Source organism: Kitasatospora sp. NPDC057542 (assembly GCF_042801945.1).
Taxonomy (GTDB): Bacteria; Actinomycetota; Actinomycetes; order Streptomycetales; family Streptomycetaceae; genus Kitasatospora.
Genome location: NZ_JBHVFE010000220.1, coordinates 1 through 14,319 on the forward strand (window position 1 = coordinate 1; position 14,319 = coordinate 14,319).

The 14,319-nt window shown below is 75.2% G+C and carries 17 protein-coding genes; 6 read left to right on the top strand and 11 right to left on the bottom strand.

Annotated elements, in window-relative coordinates:
* Window positions 1-317, top strand: a 317-nt coding sequence (locus tag ACFU7Y_RS25245; RefSeq protein ID WP_380769745.1) for a hypothetical protein, incomplete at its 5' end; no start/stop codon positions are given.
* Window positions 318-345: 28 nt separating this feature from the next.
* Here ACFU7Y_RS25245 and ACFU7Y_RS25250 read toward each other — a convergent pair.
* Complete coding sequence (locus ACFU7Y_RS25250; RefSeq protein ID WP_380769746.1) at window positions 346-714, bottom strand: nuclear transport factor 2 family protein; 369 nt, start codon at window positions 712-714, stop codon at window positions 346-348.
* A 176-nt stretch (window positions 715-890) separates the two neighbouring features.
* Here ACFU7Y_RS25250 and ACFU7Y_RS25255 point away from each other — a divergent pair, with 176 nt between their 5' ends.
* Window positions 891-1,766 (top strand): LysR family transcriptional regulator, encoded by an 876-nt coding sequence (locus tag ACFU7Y_RS25255; RefSeq protein ID WP_380769747.1) that lies wholly within the window; start codon window positions 891-893, stop codon window positions 1,764-1,766.
* 63 nt (window positions 1,767-1,829) lie between these two features.
* On the opposite strand, the gene ACFU7Y_RS25260 is transcribed toward ACFU7Y_RS25255, so the two are convergent.
* Window positions 1,830-2,417 (bottom strand): TIGR03086 family metal-binding protein, encoded by a 588-nt coding sequence (locus ACFU7Y_RS25260; RefSeq protein ID WP_380769748.1) that lies wholly within the window; start codon window positions 2,415-2,417, stop codon window positions 1,830-1,832.
* Between the two features lie 72 nt (window positions 2,418-2,489).
* Between ACFU7Y_RS25260 and ACFU7Y_RS25265 the strand changes: the two genes are divergently transcribed.
* A complete protein-coding gene (locus ACFU7Y_RS25265) occupies window positions 2,490-3,287 on the top strand; it encodes a helix-turn-helix domain-containing protein (RefSeq protein ID WP_224283007.1) in 798 nt (265 codons plus the stop codon).
* Between the two features lie 9 nt (window positions 3,288-3,296).
* On the opposite strand, the gene ACFU7Y_RS25270 is transcribed toward ACFU7Y_RS25265, so the two are convergent.
* The 4 genes from ACFU7Y_RS25270 to ACFU7Y_RS25285 form a co-directional block, all read right to left on the bottom strand.
* Entirely contained in the window at window positions 3,297-4,283 is a 987-nt protein-coding gene (locus ACFU7Y_RS25270) for an iron-siderophore ABC transporter substrate-binding protein (RefSeq protein ID WP_224283006.1), read from the bottom strand.
* A gap of 153 nt (window positions 4,284-4,436) precedes the next feature.
* Window positions 4,437-5,252 carry an ABC transporter ATP-binding protein gene (locus ACFU7Y_RS25275; protein WP_224283005.1) on the bottom strand — a complete coding sequence of 272 codons (816 nt, stop codon included), beginning with the start codon at window positions 5,250-5,252 and terminating at the stop codon, window positions 4,437-4,439.
* A complete protein-coding gene (locus ACFU7Y_RS25280; RefSeq protein ID WP_380769749.1) occupies window positions 5,252-6,334 on the bottom strand; it encodes a FecCD family ABC transporter permease in 1,083 nt (360 codons plus the stop codon). The genes ACFU7Y_RS25275 and ACFU7Y_RS25280 overlap by 1 nt, the downstream gene beginning before the upstream one ends.
* Window positions 6,331-7,374 carry an iron ABC transporter permease gene (locus tag ACFU7Y_RS25285; RefSeq protein ID WP_224283003.1) on the bottom strand — a complete coding sequence of 348 codons (1,044 nt, stop codon included), beginning with the start codon at window positions 7,372-7,374 and terminating at the stop codon, window positions 6,331-6,333. The genes ACFU7Y_RS25280 and ACFU7Y_RS25285 overlap by 4 nt, the downstream gene beginning before the upstream one ends.
* 98 nt (window positions 7,375-7,472) lie before the next feature.
* Here ACFU7Y_RS25285 and ACFU7Y_RS25290 point away from each other — a divergent pair, with 98 nt between their 5' ends.
* Window positions 7,473-8,105: an HAD family hydrolase gene (locus tag ACFU7Y_RS25290; protein ID WP_224283002.1), complete on the top strand. Its 633-nt coding sequence runs from the start codon at window positions 7,473-7,475 to the stop codon at window positions 8,103-8,105.
* A gap of 19 nt (window positions 8,106-8,124) precedes the next feature.
* Here ACFU7Y_RS25290 and ACFU7Y_RS25295 read toward each other — a convergent pair whose 3' ends face one another.
* Window positions 8,125-8,355, bottom strand: coding sequence for a hypothetical protein (locus ACFU7Y_RS25295; protein ID WP_224283001.1), 231 nt, complete (start codon window positions 8,353-8,355; stop codon window positions 8,125-8,127).
* Window positions 8,356-8,829: 474 nt separating this feature from the next.
* On the opposite strand from ACFU7Y_RS25295, the gene ACFU7Y_RS25300 reads away from it, so the two are divergent.
* Window positions 8,830-9,213 (top strand): cold-shock protein, encoded by a 384-nt coding sequence (locus tag ACFU7Y_RS25300; protein ID WP_188300873.1) that lies wholly within the window; start codon window positions 8,830-8,832, stop codon window positions 9,211-9,213.
* Between the two features lie 36 nt (window positions 9,214-9,249).
* Here ACFU7Y_RS25300 and ACFU7Y_RS25305 read toward each other — a convergent pair whose 3' ends face one another.
* The 4 genes from ACFU7Y_RS25305 to ACFU7Y_RS25320 all read right to left on the bottom strand — a co-directional run bounded on the left by ACFU7Y_RS25305 (window position 9,250) and on the right by ACFU7Y_RS25320 (window position 12,841).
* Window positions 9,250-10,104, bottom strand: coding sequence for a 1,4-dihydroxy-6-naphthoate synthase (locus ACFU7Y_RS25305; RefSeq protein WP_224283000.1), 855 nt, complete (start codon window positions 10,102-10,104; stop codon window positions 9,250-9,252).
* On the bottom strand, window positions 10,089-10,874 hold the full coding sequence (locus ACFU7Y_RS25310; protein ID WP_380769750.1) for a futalosine hydrolase: 786 nt from the start codon (window positions 10,872-10,874) through the stop codon (window positions 10,089-10,091). The genes ACFU7Y_RS25305 and ACFU7Y_RS25310 overlap by 16 nt, the downstream gene beginning before the upstream one ends.
* A 10-nt stretch (window positions 10,875-10,884) precedes the next feature.
* Complete coding sequence (locus ACFU7Y_RS25315; protein WP_224284685.1) at window positions 10,885-11,418, bottom strand: hypothetical protein; 534 nt, start codon at window positions 11,416-11,418, stop codon at window positions 10,885-10,887.
* 73 nt (window positions 11,419-11,491) lie between these two features.
* Window positions 11,492-12,841, bottom strand: coding sequence for an MFS transporter (locus ACFU7Y_RS25320; RefSeq protein ID WP_374120135.1), 1,350 nt, complete (start codon window positions 12,839-12,841; stop codon window positions 11,492-11,494).
* Window positions 12,842-13,383: 542 nt separating this feature from the next.
* Between ACFU7Y_RS25320 and ACFU7Y_RS25325 the strand changes: the two genes are divergently transcribed.
* On the top strand, window positions 13,384-14,265 hold the full coding sequence (locus tag ACFU7Y_RS25325) for a DUF3027 domain-containing protein (protein ID WP_224284688.1): 882 nt from the start codon (window positions 13,384-13,386) through the stop codon (window positions 14,263-14,265).
* Window positions 14,266-14,319 lie beyond the last annotated feature (54 nt).

A 14,319-nucleotide genomic window follows, 5' to 3' on the forward strand; every position in this document is an offset into this window, starting at 1 on the left:
CCCCGGAGGAGGTCGCGGAGGCGGCGGCCAGGCCGATCGCCCCGTCCGTGGAGTTCGAGCTGTCGACGGGCGAGGCGGTGCGGACGGCGCTGGCCGTGAGTGTCGCCCGGCCGCCGGGCCCCGAACTCCTGACCTCCGGCGAGGACCACTGGTACGAGAAGTACGGCAGCCGGCGCTACCGGAACGACGAGGGGCAGCGGTCCGAGTACCTGACCTGGCAGCCCGTGCGGCCGAGCGAGGTCACGGGGCCCGCCGAGGGTCGGTACGTGGCGGTCCTGGGCTTCACGACCAGGTACGTGCAGAAGCAGGTCGGGTAGGGCCGCTGCCGGTGGCCTGCCCCCGCCCTCAGGCCTTCTTCTCGATGCCGGCCAGCAGGCCGCGGGGGTCGAAGGTGACCCGGATCCGGGCGATCCTGCCGTTCTCGACGTGCATCCAGTTCGCCGTCGGCGCCGGTGGGGCGATGGTCGTGCACAGCTCGAACCAGGTGATCACCTCGTCGCCCTCGGTCACCCGGACCTTCACGTCGATCTTCTCCAACACCTGCCCGAGCCCCTTCAGCCCGGCCAGCGCCTCCTCCACCCCGGAGGCCGTCCCCAGCGCCCCGACGAAGTCGACGTCGTCGGCCAGCAGTTCCCGGATGGTCTCGAACTCGCCCGCCTCCCAGGCGGCGAAGTAGGTCTCGGCAAGCTCACGCGCACTCTTCGTCGTCGTCATGCGTTCATCCTCCCGACCACTCCGCCATCGGTCCAACAGATGAATCAGATGCCTTCCATCTCTGCCAGTGATGGAAGAAGGGTGCGCCGGGCGTGTGACCGGCGGGCCGCAGTCGTTCATCCGGCGGGGCCGATCGGCCGGGCGGACGGCGCGCCGGTCGAATATCGTCACCGGTCATGGAGATGCACCAGCTGCGCTACTTCGCCGCCGTGGTCGACGAGGGCACCTTCACCGCCGCCGCTGCCCGGCTGCACGTGAGCCAGTCCGGCATCAGCACCCAAGTGGCCAAGCTGGAGCGCGAACTGGGCCAGCAGCTGCTCGACCGGGCCGGCCGGCAGGTGCGTCTCACCCCGGCCGGCGAGGCGGTCCTGCCGCTGGCGAAGAACGCCCTGGCCACCCTCGACGCCATCCGGCACACCGCCGCCGAGTTCGCCGACGCCGTCCGCGGCCGGGTCCGGCTCGGCATGATCACGGGCTGCTCGATCCCGCCGTTCCTGGACACCGTCGCCGACCTCGGCCGCAGCCACCCCGGCATCGAACTCAGCCTGCACGAGGGGCACTCCGCGGACCTCCAGGCGCAGGTGCTGGCCGGCTCCCTCGACCTGGCCCTGATCGGCTACGCGGGCGAGGTCTCCCCGGGCCTGGAGGCCGCCGTCGCCGTCGACGAGCCGATCGCCGCCGTCGTGCCCGCCGGGCACCCCCTCGACCGGGCGCAGCTGCGACTCGCCGACCTGTGGGGCGAGAAGATCCTCTGCCTGTCCCCGGGCACCGGGATCCGCGCCGCCTACCAGGACTCCTGCCGCCGGCTCGGCCTCGACCCGCGGGTGGACATCGAGGCCAGCTCCCCGGTCGCGCTGCTCCGGCTCGCCGAGCGCGGCGCGGGTGTGGCCGTCCTCAGCGCCTCCTCGGCCGCGGGCGCCGGGCTGCGGGCCGTCCCCCTGGCCGACGCCGCCGCGCACGCCCGGCTCGGCCTGGTCGCCCGCCGCGACCAACCGTCCCCGGCCGTACGGCTGTTGCGGGCCAGGCTCAGGGCGGCGCTCAGCTTCGAGTGACCGTCGGACGGCTCGTGCGGAGGCGTGAACGCCGCGCGGGCGAACGGGCCCGGTGCCGGCGGCTCAGGCCTTCCAGTGCGGATCGCGCCCCGAGGCGGCCAGTGCGCGGTCCCACGCGGAGGCGTCCTCCGGCAGCGCCACCGACTCGGCGAAGCCCGCGTACTGCCGGTACAGCTCGGCGTTCTCCGCCACGATCTCCCCGGCCAGCAGCGCGAGTTCCTCGTCGACCTCGATCCGCCCGCCGGTCGCCCGGGCCGCGTCCCAGCCGTGCAGCAGCAGCTCCAGGACCAGCATCCGGGCGATCCCGACCGCCGGCACCGGGGCGCCGCCGAGGTCGACGTCCCCCTCCCAGGCCGCCGGGTCGGCCCAGGCCGCGACGGCGCGCTCCAGCTGGGCCGCGTACGCCGAGCTCCAGTCGGCCTCGGCGGCGAAGTCCCGCGAGCTCAGCTCCCCGGGCAGCTCGACCCGCCGGGCCCGGTGCTCCAGGCCGTGCGAGCTGTAGAGCACCCAGTGGTTGATCAGCGCGCGGGTGTCGAACTCCGCGCAGGGCGTCGGCGCGTCCAGCGCCTGGCCGGCCGGAACGGTGGCGGCGACACCGGCCGCGGCGGAGGCGGCGCGGGCCAGGAACGGGTGCATCGGGTGGGCGTTCATGGCGCCGATTCTGGCCGGGGCGCACCGGTCGGTCTTGAAGAAACGCGACGTCCAGGCCCTAGCCTGGCCGTCATGGACTCCCCGGACTCTCCCGACCTCGGCCGCGGTGTGCTCCACCCCGCCCGGGCGGCCGAGCTGATCACCGTGGACCGGCTCGCGCCCGACCCCGCCGTGGCACGGTTCGTCGAGTACTACTGGCTGGTCCGCTGGGACCTGCACGGCCTGCCGCCGTACGAGCAGAAGGTGCTCGCCCACCCCAACGTCCACCTGGTCTTCGAGGCCCCGCGAGCGCGCGTGTACGGGGTGGACCGCTCGCTCTTCGTCCGCCGCCTGGAGGGTGCCGGGCACGTGCTGGGCGTGCGGTTCCGCCCCGGCGCCTTCCGCCCGCTCGCCGGGCACCCGGTGAGCGGGCTGGCCGACCGGTCCGTGCCCGCCGCCGAGTACTTCGGGCCCGAGGCCGACCGGCTCACCGCGGAGATCCTCGGGGCGCCCGGCAGCCCCGCCGCCCTCGTCGACGCCTTCCTGCGCCCCCGGCTGCCCGCGCCCGACCCGGTCGCCGCCGAGGTCGCCGCCATGGTGGACCGGATCACCGGCACGCCGGACCTGTGCCGGGTGGACGAGCTGGCCGCCGAGCTGGGCCTGACCGTCCGCCGCCTCCAGCGCCTGTTCGCCGAGTACGTCGGCGCCTCCCCGAAGTGGGTGCTGCGCCGCGCCCGCCTGCACGAGGCCGCCGAACGCGCCCGTACCGACGGCGAGTTGGATCTGGCCGCGCTCGCCGTCGAGCTGGGCTACGCGGACCAGGCCCACCTGACCCGGGACTTCACCGCCGCCGTCGGCGTCTCCCCGGCCCGCTACGCCGGGACGCGCTGAGTCGGGGCCCTACGCCCCCAGGAAGCGTTGCAGCTCGTCCAGCACGTAGTTGGCCCCGGTGTACCCGATCCCCTGGAACCACAACTGGTCGTCCACCGGGAACGCCCGGTGCCCCTTCACCGCCGACAGCGCCTGCCAAGCCGGGCTCGCCAGCACGGCGTTGGCGCCCGACCGCTCCGGATCGCCGTACGTCGCGTACAGCAGCAGATCGCCGTCGGCCCTGGCGAGCTGGTCCGGCGGGACCTCGACGTCCGACTGGTCGACGTTCTGCGCGTCCGGCCGGCCCACCTGGGCGTCGGCGAGCACCGTCCCGGGGAAGCTCTGCCGGCCGAACACCCGGATTCCGCCGCCCTCCACGAACCGCACCAGGCTCACCCTGCGCCCCGACAGCCTCGCCGCCGCCAGGGCCTGGGCCACCTGCCCGGCGTGCTTCTGGTACGCGCCGGCGAAGGCCGCCCCGGCCGCCTCCCGGTTCAGCGCCTGGGCGTGCAGCTGGAAGTCGGCCTTCCAGGGCGCTCCGGTGGTCTGGGTGAGCACGGTCGGGGCGATCTCCCGCAGCTGCTCGTAGCGGTCGCCGTCGCGGGCCTGGTTGGAGAGGATCAGGTCCGGCCGCAGCGCCCGTACGGTCGGCAGGTCGGGCGCGCCGGCCGGGCCGACCAGCCGGATTCCGGTCGTCCGGGAGGCCGGCCAGTACTCGGGGTAGCGGGTGTCGCGGGCCGGGAGCGCGGCGCCGACCGGGGTGATGCCGAGGGTCAGCGCGGAGTCGAGCACGTCGGTGTCCAGCACGATCACCCGCATCGGCGCGCCCGGCACCACCACCGGGCCGGTGGCGGCGTTCACGGTCACCGGCGGCAGCGGGGTCGGGGACGGCGAGGCGCCAGTGGCGAGGCCGTCCGCGGTCTCCGGGGTCGGCTGCCTGTCGGTGCAGCCGGTGACCGCCGTGAGCGCGGCTCCACCGAGACCGGCGAGGAGGGTGCGGCGGGAGATCCGGGGCATCGGTGGTCCTCTGGCGGCGGGGCTGGGTGCCGTCGATTATGTCCGAAATGGTGGCTAAAGTTCCGTTAAGTGCGAGTTCCGTCAGGCGAGGGAGTGCCGCCGAGCGCGCTCCCCCGACTCCTCAGGCCCCCACCTCTTCGGGCCCCCGACTCCTCAGGCCCGCGCCGTCGCCTCCCGCGCCGCCCACGGGGCGCCCGGCACGACCAGCGGCGTGCCGGTCACCGGGTCCGGCACCACCACCGAGTCCAGCCCGAACACCTGCCGCACCAGCTCGGCCGTCACCACGTCCCCGGGCGGGCCCTGCGCCACCACCCGGCCGTCCCGCATCGCCACCAGGTGGTCCGCGTACCGGGCGGCCTGGTTGAGGTCGTGCAGCACCGCGACGACGGTCCGGCCGCGCTCGACGTTCAGCCGGCGGACCAGGTCCAGCACCTCCACCTGGTGCGCGATGTCCAGGTAGGTGGTCGGCTCGTCCAGCAGCAGGATGTCGGTGCCCTGGGCGAGCGCCATCGCGATCCAGGCGCGCTGGCGCTGGCCGCCGGACAGCTCGTCCATGCTCCGCTCGGCCAGCTCGGCGGTGGAGGTGCGCTCCAGCGCCTCCGCGACCGCCGCCTCGTCCTCCGGCGACCACTGCTGCCACCAGCTCTGGTGCGGCTGGCGGCCGCGCGCGACCAGGTCCGCCACCGAGATGCCCTCGGGGGCGGTCGGCGACTGCGGCAGCAGGCCGAGCCGCTGGGCGATCCGCTTGGTCGGGATCCGCGCCAGCTCCTCGCCGTCCAGCAGCACCGCGCCCCGGACCGGCTTCAGCAGCCGGCCGAGGGCCCGCAGCAGGGTCGACTTGCCGCACGCGTTCGGGCCGACGATCACCGTCACCCGCCCGTCCGGGACGGCCACGTCCAGGTCCTCGACGACCGTGCGCGCCTCGTAGGCCAGGGTGAGGCCCCGGGCCTCCAGACGGTGAGCGGACATCAGGAACCTCCACGGCGGGATCGGATCAGCAGCCACATCAGGTACGGCGCGCCGACCATGCCGGTCACCACGCCCACCGGCAGCTCGGTCGGAGCCAGCAGCCGCCGGGCGATCAGGTCGGCGAGGACCACCACCAGCGCGCCGGTCAGCGCCGAGCAGAACAGCGGGACCTGCGCCGAGCGGGCCAGCCGCAGCGCGATCTGCGGGGCCATCAGCGCGACGAAGTCCACCGGCCCGGCGGCCCCGGCCGCGCACGAGGCCAGCACGATGCCCAGCAGCGCCATGCCGAGGCGGATCCGGTCCAGGTGCAGGCCGAGGCCGACGGCGGTGGCGTCGTCGAAGGAGATCGACCGCTGGGCGCGGGCCGCCCACAGCGCGACCGGCAGGGCGGCGAGCAGCACCCGGGCGAGCCAGCCGGCCTGGTCGTAGCCGGCGCCGTTCAGGCTGCCGGTCATCCAGACCTTGGCGGCCTGGGCCTGGAAGCCGTCGCCCTTGGTGAGGAAGACGGACGTGAGGGAGGACAGCGCGACGCTGATCCCGATGCCGATCAGCACGAAGCGCTGCGCGTGCAGGCCGCGCCGCCAGGCCAGCGCGTACACCAGCAGCCCGGCCACCAGGCCGCCGGCCACCGCCGCGTACGGGGCCTGACCGGTCGAGCCGACCACGCCGTACGCCATCAGGCCGACCACGGTCGCGGTCGCGCCCCAGGTCACGCCCACCACGTCGGGGCTGGCCAGCGGATTGCGGGCGACGGTCTGGATCAGTGCCCCGGCCAGCCCGAGTGCCAGGCCGACCAGCAGCCCGACCACCACCCGGGGCAGCCGGAACTCGCCGACCACCAGCTCGTGCGGGCTCGGCTGCCCGAGCACCACCTTGACCACCTCGCCCGGCGGGACGGTGGACTCGCCCAGGCAGAGCGAGGCCACCACCGTCGCCGCCAGCGCCGCCAGCAGCCCGGCGGCGACGGCGACCGAGCGCCGGTGCACCAGGAACGACGCCCGCCCGGCCCGGACGACGGAGTAGCCCCGCAGGGAGACGGAACCCGTGCCGGGGACGGAACCCGTGCCGGGGACGGAACTCATGCCGCCACCACCTTCCGGCGGCGGACCAGGGCCACCAGCACCGGGACGCCGACCAGGGCCGTCATGACGCCCGCCGGGACCTCGGACGGGGGGAACAGGACCCGGCCGAGGGTGTCGGCGAGCAGGAGCAGCGCCGGGCCGAGGACGGCGGAGAAGGCGAGGATCCAGCGGTGGTCGGCGCCGGCCACCGCGCGGGCCGCGTGCGGAACGGCGAGGCCGACGAACGCGATCGGGCCGGCCGCCGCGACCGCCGAGCCGGTCAGGACGGTCGCGCCGAGCGCGCCGACCGCCCGGACCAGGCCGGTCCTGGCGCCCAGCCCCTTCGCGGTGTCGTCGCCGAGCGCGAGCGCGTCCAGTCCGCGTGCCACCGCGACCACCAGCACCGTGCCGACGGCCAGGAACGGCAGCAGCTGCCAGGCCACGTCCGAGGTCCGCCCGGAGAGCGAGCCGACGTGCCAGAAGCGGAACTGGTCCATGGTGGCCGCGTCGGTGGTCAGCACCAGGGTGTTGAGCGAGGCGATGAAGGCGGACGTCGCCGAGCCGGCCAGCGCCAGCTTGATCGGCGTGGCCCCGCCCCGGCCGCGCCCGGCGAGCCCGTACACCAGCACGGTGGCGACCACCGCGCCGGCGAAGCCGAACCAGACGTACCCGGTGAGGGTGGAGACGCCGAAGCCGGAGATGGCGACCACCACGCCGGCCGCCGCGCCCTGGGAGACGCCGAGGATGCCGGGGTCGGCGATCGGGTTGCGGGTCAGGCCCTGCATGACGGCCCCGGCCAGTCCGAGCGCCGCGCCGACGGCCAGCCCGACGACGGTGCGAGGCACCCGCAGCTCGCGGACCACCACGGCGTCGGCGGTGTCGCCGCCGCGCAGCAGGGCGTCGAGCGTGTCGCCGAACGGGATGGTCCGGCTGCCGACCGCCAGGCTCAGCAGCACCGCGGCGGCCAGGACGGCGAGTGCGGCGGCGAGCCACAGTATTCGGCGCCGCGGCGCGCGGTACGGCGCGCGGGGCGCACCGGGTGGTGCGCTGGTGTCGGTCATGGGCCCTCTCCGCAGACAACTCAGGTAAACCTAAGTTCAGCTGCGAAGCCCGGGCAAATTGCCTCGTGGCCGCGGCACCCGTTGGGTAGCCTGGCGGCATGCCCGCGACGCCACCCGCTCAGCTCACCGTCGGCTTCGACCTCGACATGACGCTGCTGGACACCCGGCCGGGTGTCCGAGCCACCTACCTGGCGCTCTCCGCCGAGACCGGCACCTACATCGACGCCGACCTGGCGGTCACCCGGCTGGGCCCGCCGCTGCTGGACGAGATCCGCAACTGGTTCCCGGAGGACGAGGCGGAGCGGGTCGTCGACCGCTACCGCGAGCTCTACCGCGACCACGCCTTCGCCCCGACCGTGGCCCTGCCCGGCGCGCACGCCGCCGTCGAGGCGGTCCGCGCCCACGGCGGCCGGGTCGCGGTGATCACCGGCAAGTACGAGCCGAACGCCCGCCTCCACCTGGAGCACGCCGGGCTGGCCGTGGACACCGTGATCGGCGACCTGTGGGCGGAGACCAAGGGCGAGGCGCTGCGCGAGCACGGCGCGAGCGTCTACGTCGGCGACCACCTCGGCGACATCCGGGGCGCCCGGCACGCGGACGCCGTCGCGGTCTGCGTGCCCACCGGCCCGTACAGCGCGGAGGAGCTGCGCGAGGCGGGCGCGGACGTGGTGCTGGCGGACCTCACCGGCTTCCCGGACTGGCTCGCCGGGCACCTGGCCGGGCGCGGCTAGACCACGGTCGCAGCGGCCCTCAGGGCCCGATCCGGCGGCGCTGGTCCCGTGCGTTCAGCAGCAGCCCGGTCAGCGCGGCCAGGAAGCCGGCCGGCATCAGCATGCTCAGCCAGTACGCGGCCGTCGGCAGCGGCGTCAGGTGCAGGAACAGCGGGACGAAGGTGACCAGGGTGGCGAGTGCGCCGAGACCGAAGACGATCGCCCCGGCCTTGACGTACACGTCGCCGGGGTCGGCGCTCTGGCTGCTCACGTCTGCTCACTCCTACGGGCCGGTCGGAACTGCCCCCAGTCTGGCAGAGCGGCAGCCGGGGCGGCCCACCGGAGCGGCCCGGTCACGTTGCGCAGTTTCCCGGCAGCTGAACGTTTTGATCCCTGTTGAGCGGGGGTATGCACGGGGTGCCGAGGGGCGCTACAGGTGCGCCCCGCGTCCTCAGACCCGGGGGGTGTGAGCCGATGGACCGCGCGGAGCCGCGCCCCGGCCGTGCCAGTGCCGGGTTGCCCGTGACCGCGAGATCCCGTTCCCGCCGCCGCCCCGAACGGGCCTCGGAACGCGGATCCCTCGCGGAACGCGGATGAGGCAGTGACGGACGGTTAGTCTGCTTCCTGACCGCGTGCCGACCATGAGCGCCCACGGGCGCCGAGCCGAGGTCGGCCGCCTTTCCCACCACCCAGTGATCCCCGGCCCGGGCCGGGATCCCTCACACCCATTCGAGGACTGTTCGAGATGCCCACCGGCCAGGTCAAGTGGTTCAACGAGACGAAGGGCTTCGGCTTCCTGTCGCGCGACGACGGCGGCGACGTCTTCGTCCACACCAAGGCGCTGCCCGACGGTGTCACGTCGCTGAAGCCGGGCCAGCGGGTCGAGTTCGGCGTGGTCGCCGGGCACCGCGGGGACCAGGCGATGGCCGTGCAGCTGCTGGACGCGCTGCCCTCGGTGGCCGCCGCCCAGCGCCGGAGCGCCGACGACATGGCGCCGATCGTCCAGGACCTGATCACCACGCTGGACGCGGTGCTGCCCGGCCTCCAGCGCGGGCGTTACCCCGCCAAGCCGACCGGCCAGAAGCTGGCCGGCCTGCTGCGCGCGGTGGCCGACCAGTTCGACGTCTGAGGCGTCGGGAGAGGGATCACCCGAAGCCGGGAGGGATCACCCGAACGTGAGCGCACCCGGGTCGAGCGGGGGCACCAGCCCCTCCGCGGCGGCCCGGGTGAGCAGCGCGCGGACGGCCGCGTAGCCCTCCTCGCCGAGGTCCTCGGTGAACTCGGTGACGTACAGCCCGATGTGCTGCTCGGCGACGTCCAGGTCCATCTCCTGGGCGTGCGCCAGCACGTACTCACGGCTCGCCGCCGGGTCCGCCCAGGCCTGCCGGACGGAGGCGCGGATCGCGTCGCCGATCGCCCGCAGCCGCTCGGTGCCGAGCGAGCGCCTGGCGACGATCGCGCCCAGCGGGATCGGCAGGCCGGTCTCCTGCTCCCAGGCCTCGCCCATGTCGGCCAGGCTGTGCAGGCCGTACTGCCGGTAGGTGAAGCGGGCCTCGTGGATCACCAGGCCGGCGTCCACCCGGCCGTCCCGGACGGCGGGCATGATCTCGTGGAACGGCAGGACGACGATCTCGCCGAAGCCGCCCGGCACCGCCTTCGCCGCCCAGAGCCGGAACAGCAGGTAGGCGGTGGAGCGCTCGGAGGGCACCGCGACGGTCTTCCCGGCGAGGTCGGCGGGGGAGCCCACGCCCGGCAGGGTGAGCACCAGCGGGCCGCAGCCGCGGCCCAGCGCGCCGCCGCAGGGCAGCAGGGCGTACTGCTCCAGGACCCAGGGCAGCGCGCCGTAGCTGATCTTCAGCACGTCCAGCTCGCCGCGCTCGGCGAGGCCGTTGGTGACGTCGATGTCGGCGAAGGTCACCTCGGGGGCGTCCGCCCCGGGCACCAGGCCGTGCGCCCAGGCGTGGAAGACGAAGGTGTCGTTCGGGCAGGGCGAGTACGCGATGCTCAGCCGTTCAGCCACGGCCGGCCTCCTCGATCGGTTCGTGGCCAGGCAGCCAGTTCGTGGACGGGCAGCGCGGCGAAGGCCCGCTCCAGGGCGGCCAACGCCTCTGCGATCCGCCAGGCGGCCCGGTCGCGCGGGCCCACCGGATTGGACACGGTGCGCAGTTCGAGGGCCGGCACGCCGTACCGGGCGGCGGCCTCGGCCACGCCGAAGCCCTCCATCGCCTCGGCCGCGGCGCCCGGGTGGCGGGCGGCCAGCTCGGCGGCCCGCCGGGCGCTGCCGGTGACGGTGGAGACGGTCAGCACCGGGCCGACGGTGAGGCCCGGGCCGCCCAGCGCCTGCGCGGCCAGTGCGACGGCCGCCGGCGGCGGGGTGTGCCGGACGGTGCCGAAGCCCAGCTCGGTGACGTCGGCGAAGCCCCCGGGGGTCTCGGCGCCGAGGTCGGCGGCCACGATCGCGTCGGCCAGCACGGTGGCGCCGACCGGGGCGTGCGGGGCGAAGCCGCCGGCGATCCCGGCCGAGACGGCCAGGGCGTACGGGTGGGCCGCCAGCGCGGCGGAGGCGGCGGCAGCGGAGGCGGCCGGACCGACCCCGGCGGCCAGGACGTCCACCGGCACCTGTTCGGCGCGGTGCAGCGTGCCGCCGGGCAGCGGCAGCGCGGCGGCCCCGCCGGGCAGGCCGCGCAGCACGGCCTCGGCCTCGGCGGCCACCGCGACGACGACGAGCAGCCGGGCCCGTGCGGGGCCCGACTGCTCGCCCTGGCCGTCGGCGACGGCGTGCGCGGTCATCGCCGGACCGTCAGCTGTTGTCCTTGCTGTTCAGCTGGAAGTACCAGACGGCGATCGGGGCCTCCTGGTTCGGGTCGCCCTCGACCACGGTCACCACGGTCTTGCCGCTGGAGTTCAGCAGCTTGCCCGCCGCCTGGGCACCGGACCAGGTCTGGCCCTTGGAGGCCGAGAACAGGCTGTAGCGGCCGCCCTGGTTGGCCGAGCCGCCGTTGGTGAAGGCCCACCAGCCCGTGTCGGCCACGTTCGGCGAGACACCGACACCGACCCGGTCGCTCCCCACGACGTCCGAGGAGGGCAGCGTGCCCGCCTTCAGCGCCTTGGTCGCGTCCTCCTGGCACTGCTGCTGCTGGTCCTCGGTGAGCGGGCTGCCGCCGTTCCAGCACAGCGGCTGTGCGACGACCGAGGAGTTGCCGACCGTGAGCGTGGCCTGGTGGGAGATGTGCTCGGTCTGGCCGGCGGCGATGGCGACGGAGGTGCCCACCGTGGCGGCGCCGACCACGACGACGGCGCCGAGGGCGGCGATGGCACGGGAATTGAGGCTCATACGTCAGAATCTACCGGGCCTGGTCGGTCACGCGACGCGGGGGTCGGCACCGCGTGTTGCAGGCCCGCTCCGGTCAGGCCACCCTGGGTGCCGTCGGGTGCCGCCGCAGGCCCACCCGGAAGAGCGAGCGCAGCGTCCACAGCAGCACCAGGGCGACCACCCCGGCGGCGATCGACAGGCCCACCTTCCCGTTCAGCGGCAACAGGATGCCGACCGCGCCGCCGGCCACCCAGGACAACTGCATCAGGGTCTCCGAACGGGCGAACGCCGAGGTCCGCACCGTCTCCGGGACATCCCGCTGGATCAGGGCGTCCAGCGAGAGCTTGCCCAGCGAGGCCGCCATCCCGGCCACCCCGGCGACCAGAGCCACCGTCACCACGCCGTACCAGAGGGCCGCCGACGCCGTCGCGCAGGTCGCCATCAGCAGCATCGCGGTGACCGTCGCCTCCGGGCCCCGGGTGCGCAGCCAGGAGCCGAGCACCGAGCCCAGCGCGTTGCCCGTCCCGGCGGCCAGCGCCACCAGGCCCAGCGCCGCCGTCGGCTGCAGCCCGCCGACCGGCTCCTCCCGCAGCAGGAAGGCCAGGAACATCACCAGGAAGCCGACCAGCCACTTCATCGCCGACATCGCCCGCAGCGCCAGGATCACCGAGGGGCCGACCGTGCGCAGCGAGGCCTTGACCGGCGACGGCCTGTGGTGGATCAGGTGCGAGCCCTCGCCGTGCACCTCGGCGTGCAGGACGGCGCGCTGCTCGCCCTTGGCGGAGTCCACCGCGGGCGGCAGGTGGAAGGCCATCAGGGTGCCGATCACGAACACCAGGAAGGCGCCGCGCAGCGGCCAGCCGGGCCCGATCAGGTGCAGCAGCCCGCCCACCCCGGCCGCCACGCCGGTGGCCAGCAGCCCGGCCAGGGTGACCCGGGAGTTCGCCCTCACCAGGGACAGCCGGCTCGGCAGCAGCCGGGGCACCACCACGCTGCGCACCACGCCGTAGGCCTTGGACGCGACCAGCACGCCGAGCGCCGCCGGGTAGAGCGCGATGCCGCCGCCGACGATCACCCCGGCCATCGTCCAGGCCAGCACCGCGCGGGCCAGCATGGCCATCGCCATGGCCGCCCGGCGGCCGTGCGGCAGGCGGTCCAGCAGCGGGCCGATCACCGGGGCCAGGAGGGCGAACGGGGCCATCGTGATCAGCAGGTAGAGCGCGACCCGGCCGCGGGCCTCGCCGGTGGGCACCGAGAAGAAGATGGTGGAGGCCAGCGCGACGGTGATCAGCATGTCGCCGAAGGAGTTGAGCGCGTGCAGCTCGATCAGCTTCGCGAGACCGGACTCGCCCGCGCCCTCGGCGGCGGTGGCCCGGCGGATCCGCCGGCCGGTGCCGTGCACCACCTTGCCGGTGCGGGAGCCGGCGGCGGAGGCGGTGCGGATCAGGAAGTGCCGGCGGGGCTCGGGGGCCTCCACCTCGTCCGGCTCCGGCAGGGCCCGGTCGGGGGCGTCCAGGGCCACGGCCTCGTGCAGGTCCACGGGGGCCGCGGACGCCTCGGGGGCGCCCGCCGGCTGCGGTTCGTCCGCGCCGGGGACCGGAGGCTGCTGTCGCAGCACGGCGTCCGTCCGGTCGGGGCTGCCGGCTTGCGGGGCGCGCAGTACGTGCTGCGACGGGTCATGGTCCGCCACAAGCCCATCCTGCCCCAGAATCGCCGAGCCGACGCGGGACCGGACTCCGTTCGGCGCGGCCCCGGAACGGCCGTGTCCGCCCCGGACTGTGCCGGGGCACCGACCGGCGGGTAGCCTGCCCAGGGTCGACCCGCCGGGGCGCCGGGGCGCCGGCAGGCCGGTCGAGCGGCGCGGCCGGTACCCGAGGGGGCTCCCGGTCGCGCAGAATGGACGAGGGACACCAAGCCGCGACGGAACAGGCAACACGCCGTGGGCGACAGAAGAACTGGGAGAGAATCGACGCCGTGAGTGCTGCGATGCGAAGCCGTACCCCCGACCGGCTCTGTGCCGAGGCCGTCGAACTCGCCCGCCGGGCAGCCGAGGAGGCCGTCGGGGCGGAGGCCGTCGGGCCGCACCTCGGCGTCCAGGCGGACGCCGACCGCGTCGTCACCCACACCTTCGAGTGCTTGGACGCGGCCTACCGCGGCTGGCACTGGGCGGTCACCGTCGCCCGTGCGCCGCGCGCCAAGAACGTCACCCTGGACGAGGTCGTGCTGCTGCCCGGCGACGACGCGGTCCTCGCCCCCGAGTGGGTGCCGTGGAGCGACCGGCTGCGCCCCGGCGACATGGGCCCGGGCGACCTGCTGCCCACCGGCGCCGACGACCTGCGGCTGGAGGCCGGCTGGAGCGGCGAGGACGAGCCCGCGCCGAACTCCGCGGTCGCCCTGGCGGACGACGAGGACCTGGTCGTCACCGACCCGCACGTCCAGCCCGCCCCGGCCCGTGCCCGGATCAACGCCGTCGCCGAGGAGCTGGGCCTCGGCCGCAGCCGGGTGCTCTCCCGGCTCGGCCTGCACCTGGCCGCCGAGCGCTGGGAGAAGTCCCACGGCTCGCAGACCGCGATGGCGCAGGCCGCCCCGGCCTCGTGCGCGAGCTGCGGCTTCCTGATCCCGATCGGCGGCTCGCTCGGGCAGGCCTTCGGCGTGTGCGGCAACGAGTTCGGCCCGGCCGACGGCCAGATCGTCTCCTTCGCGTACGGCTGCGGCGGACACTCCGAGGCGGCCGTCATCCCGGCTCCGCCGGCGCCGTCCGAGCTGATCCTGGACGAGCTGGTGGTCGAGCCGCTCCCGCTGCACCCGGACCGCGCCTCCGGCTCCGTCGAACCCGACGCCCCGGCCGAGGAGCTCGGCCACTCCTGAGCCCGGGGGCCCGTCCTCAGGCCCCAGGCTCTCGCGGCCCGCCCGGTGACCGAC

What these genes read in the sequence shown, in the direction of transcription:
- ACFU7Y_RS25280 (WP_380769749.1), bottom strand. Translation starts at nt 6,334, where the DNA reads ATGAGTTCCGTCCCCGGCACGGGTTCCGTCCCCGGCACGGGTTCCGTC.
- ACFU7Y_RS25300 (WP_188300873.1), top strand. Translation starts at nt 8,830, where the DNA reads ATGCCCACCGGCCAGGTCAAGTGGTTCAACGAGACGAAGGGCTTCGGC.
- ACFU7Y_RS25255 (WP_380769747.1), top strand. Translation starts at nt 891, where the DNA reads ATGGAGATGCACCAGCTGCGCTACTTCGCCGCCGTGGTCGACGAGGGC.
- ACFU7Y_RS25260 (WP_380769748.1), bottom strand. Translation starts at nt 2,417, where the DNA reads ATGAACGCCCACCCGATGCACCCGTTCCTGGCCCGCGCCGCCTCCGCC.
- ACFU7Y_RS25250 (WP_380769746.1), bottom strand. Translation starts at nt 714, where the DNA reads ATGACGACGACGAAGAGTGCGCGTGAGCTTGCCGAGACCTACTTCGCC.
- ACFU7Y_RS25285 (WP_224283003.1), bottom strand. Translation starts at nt 7,374, where the DNA reads ATGACCGACACCAGCGCACCACCCGGTGCGCCCCGCGCGCCGTACCGC.
- ACFU7Y_RS25275 (WP_224283005.1), bottom strand. Translation starts at nt 5,252, where the DNA reads ATGTCCGCTCACCGTCTGGAGGCCCGGGGCCTCACCCTGGCCTACGAG.
- ACFU7Y_RS25290 (WP_224283002.1), top strand. Translation starts at nt 7,473, where the DNA reads ATGCCCGCGACGCCACCCGCTCAGCTCACCGTCGGCTTCGACCTCGAC.
- ACFU7Y_RS25325 (WP_224284688.1), top strand. Translation starts at nt 13,384, where the DNA reads ATGCGAAGCCGTACCCCCGACCGGCTCTGTGCCGAGGCCGTCGAACTC.
- ACFU7Y_RS25310 (WP_380769750.1), bottom strand. Translation starts at nt 10,874, where the DNA reads ATGACCGCGCACGCCGTCGCCGACGGCCAGGGCGAGCAGTCGGGCCCC.
- ACFU7Y_RS25315 (WP_224284685.1), bottom strand. Translation starts at nt 11,418, where the DNA reads ATGAGCCTCAATTCCCGTGCCATCGCCGCCCTCGGCGCCGTCGTCGTG.
- ACFU7Y_RS25265 (WP_224283007.1), top strand. Translation starts at nt 2,490, where the DNA reads ATGGACTCCCCGGACTCTCCCGACCTCGGCCGCGGTGTGCTCCACCCC.
- ACFU7Y_RS25270 (WP_224283006.1), bottom strand. Translation starts at nt 4,283, where the DNA reads ATGCCCCGGATCTCCCGCCGCACCCTCCTCGCCGGTCTCGGTGGAGCC.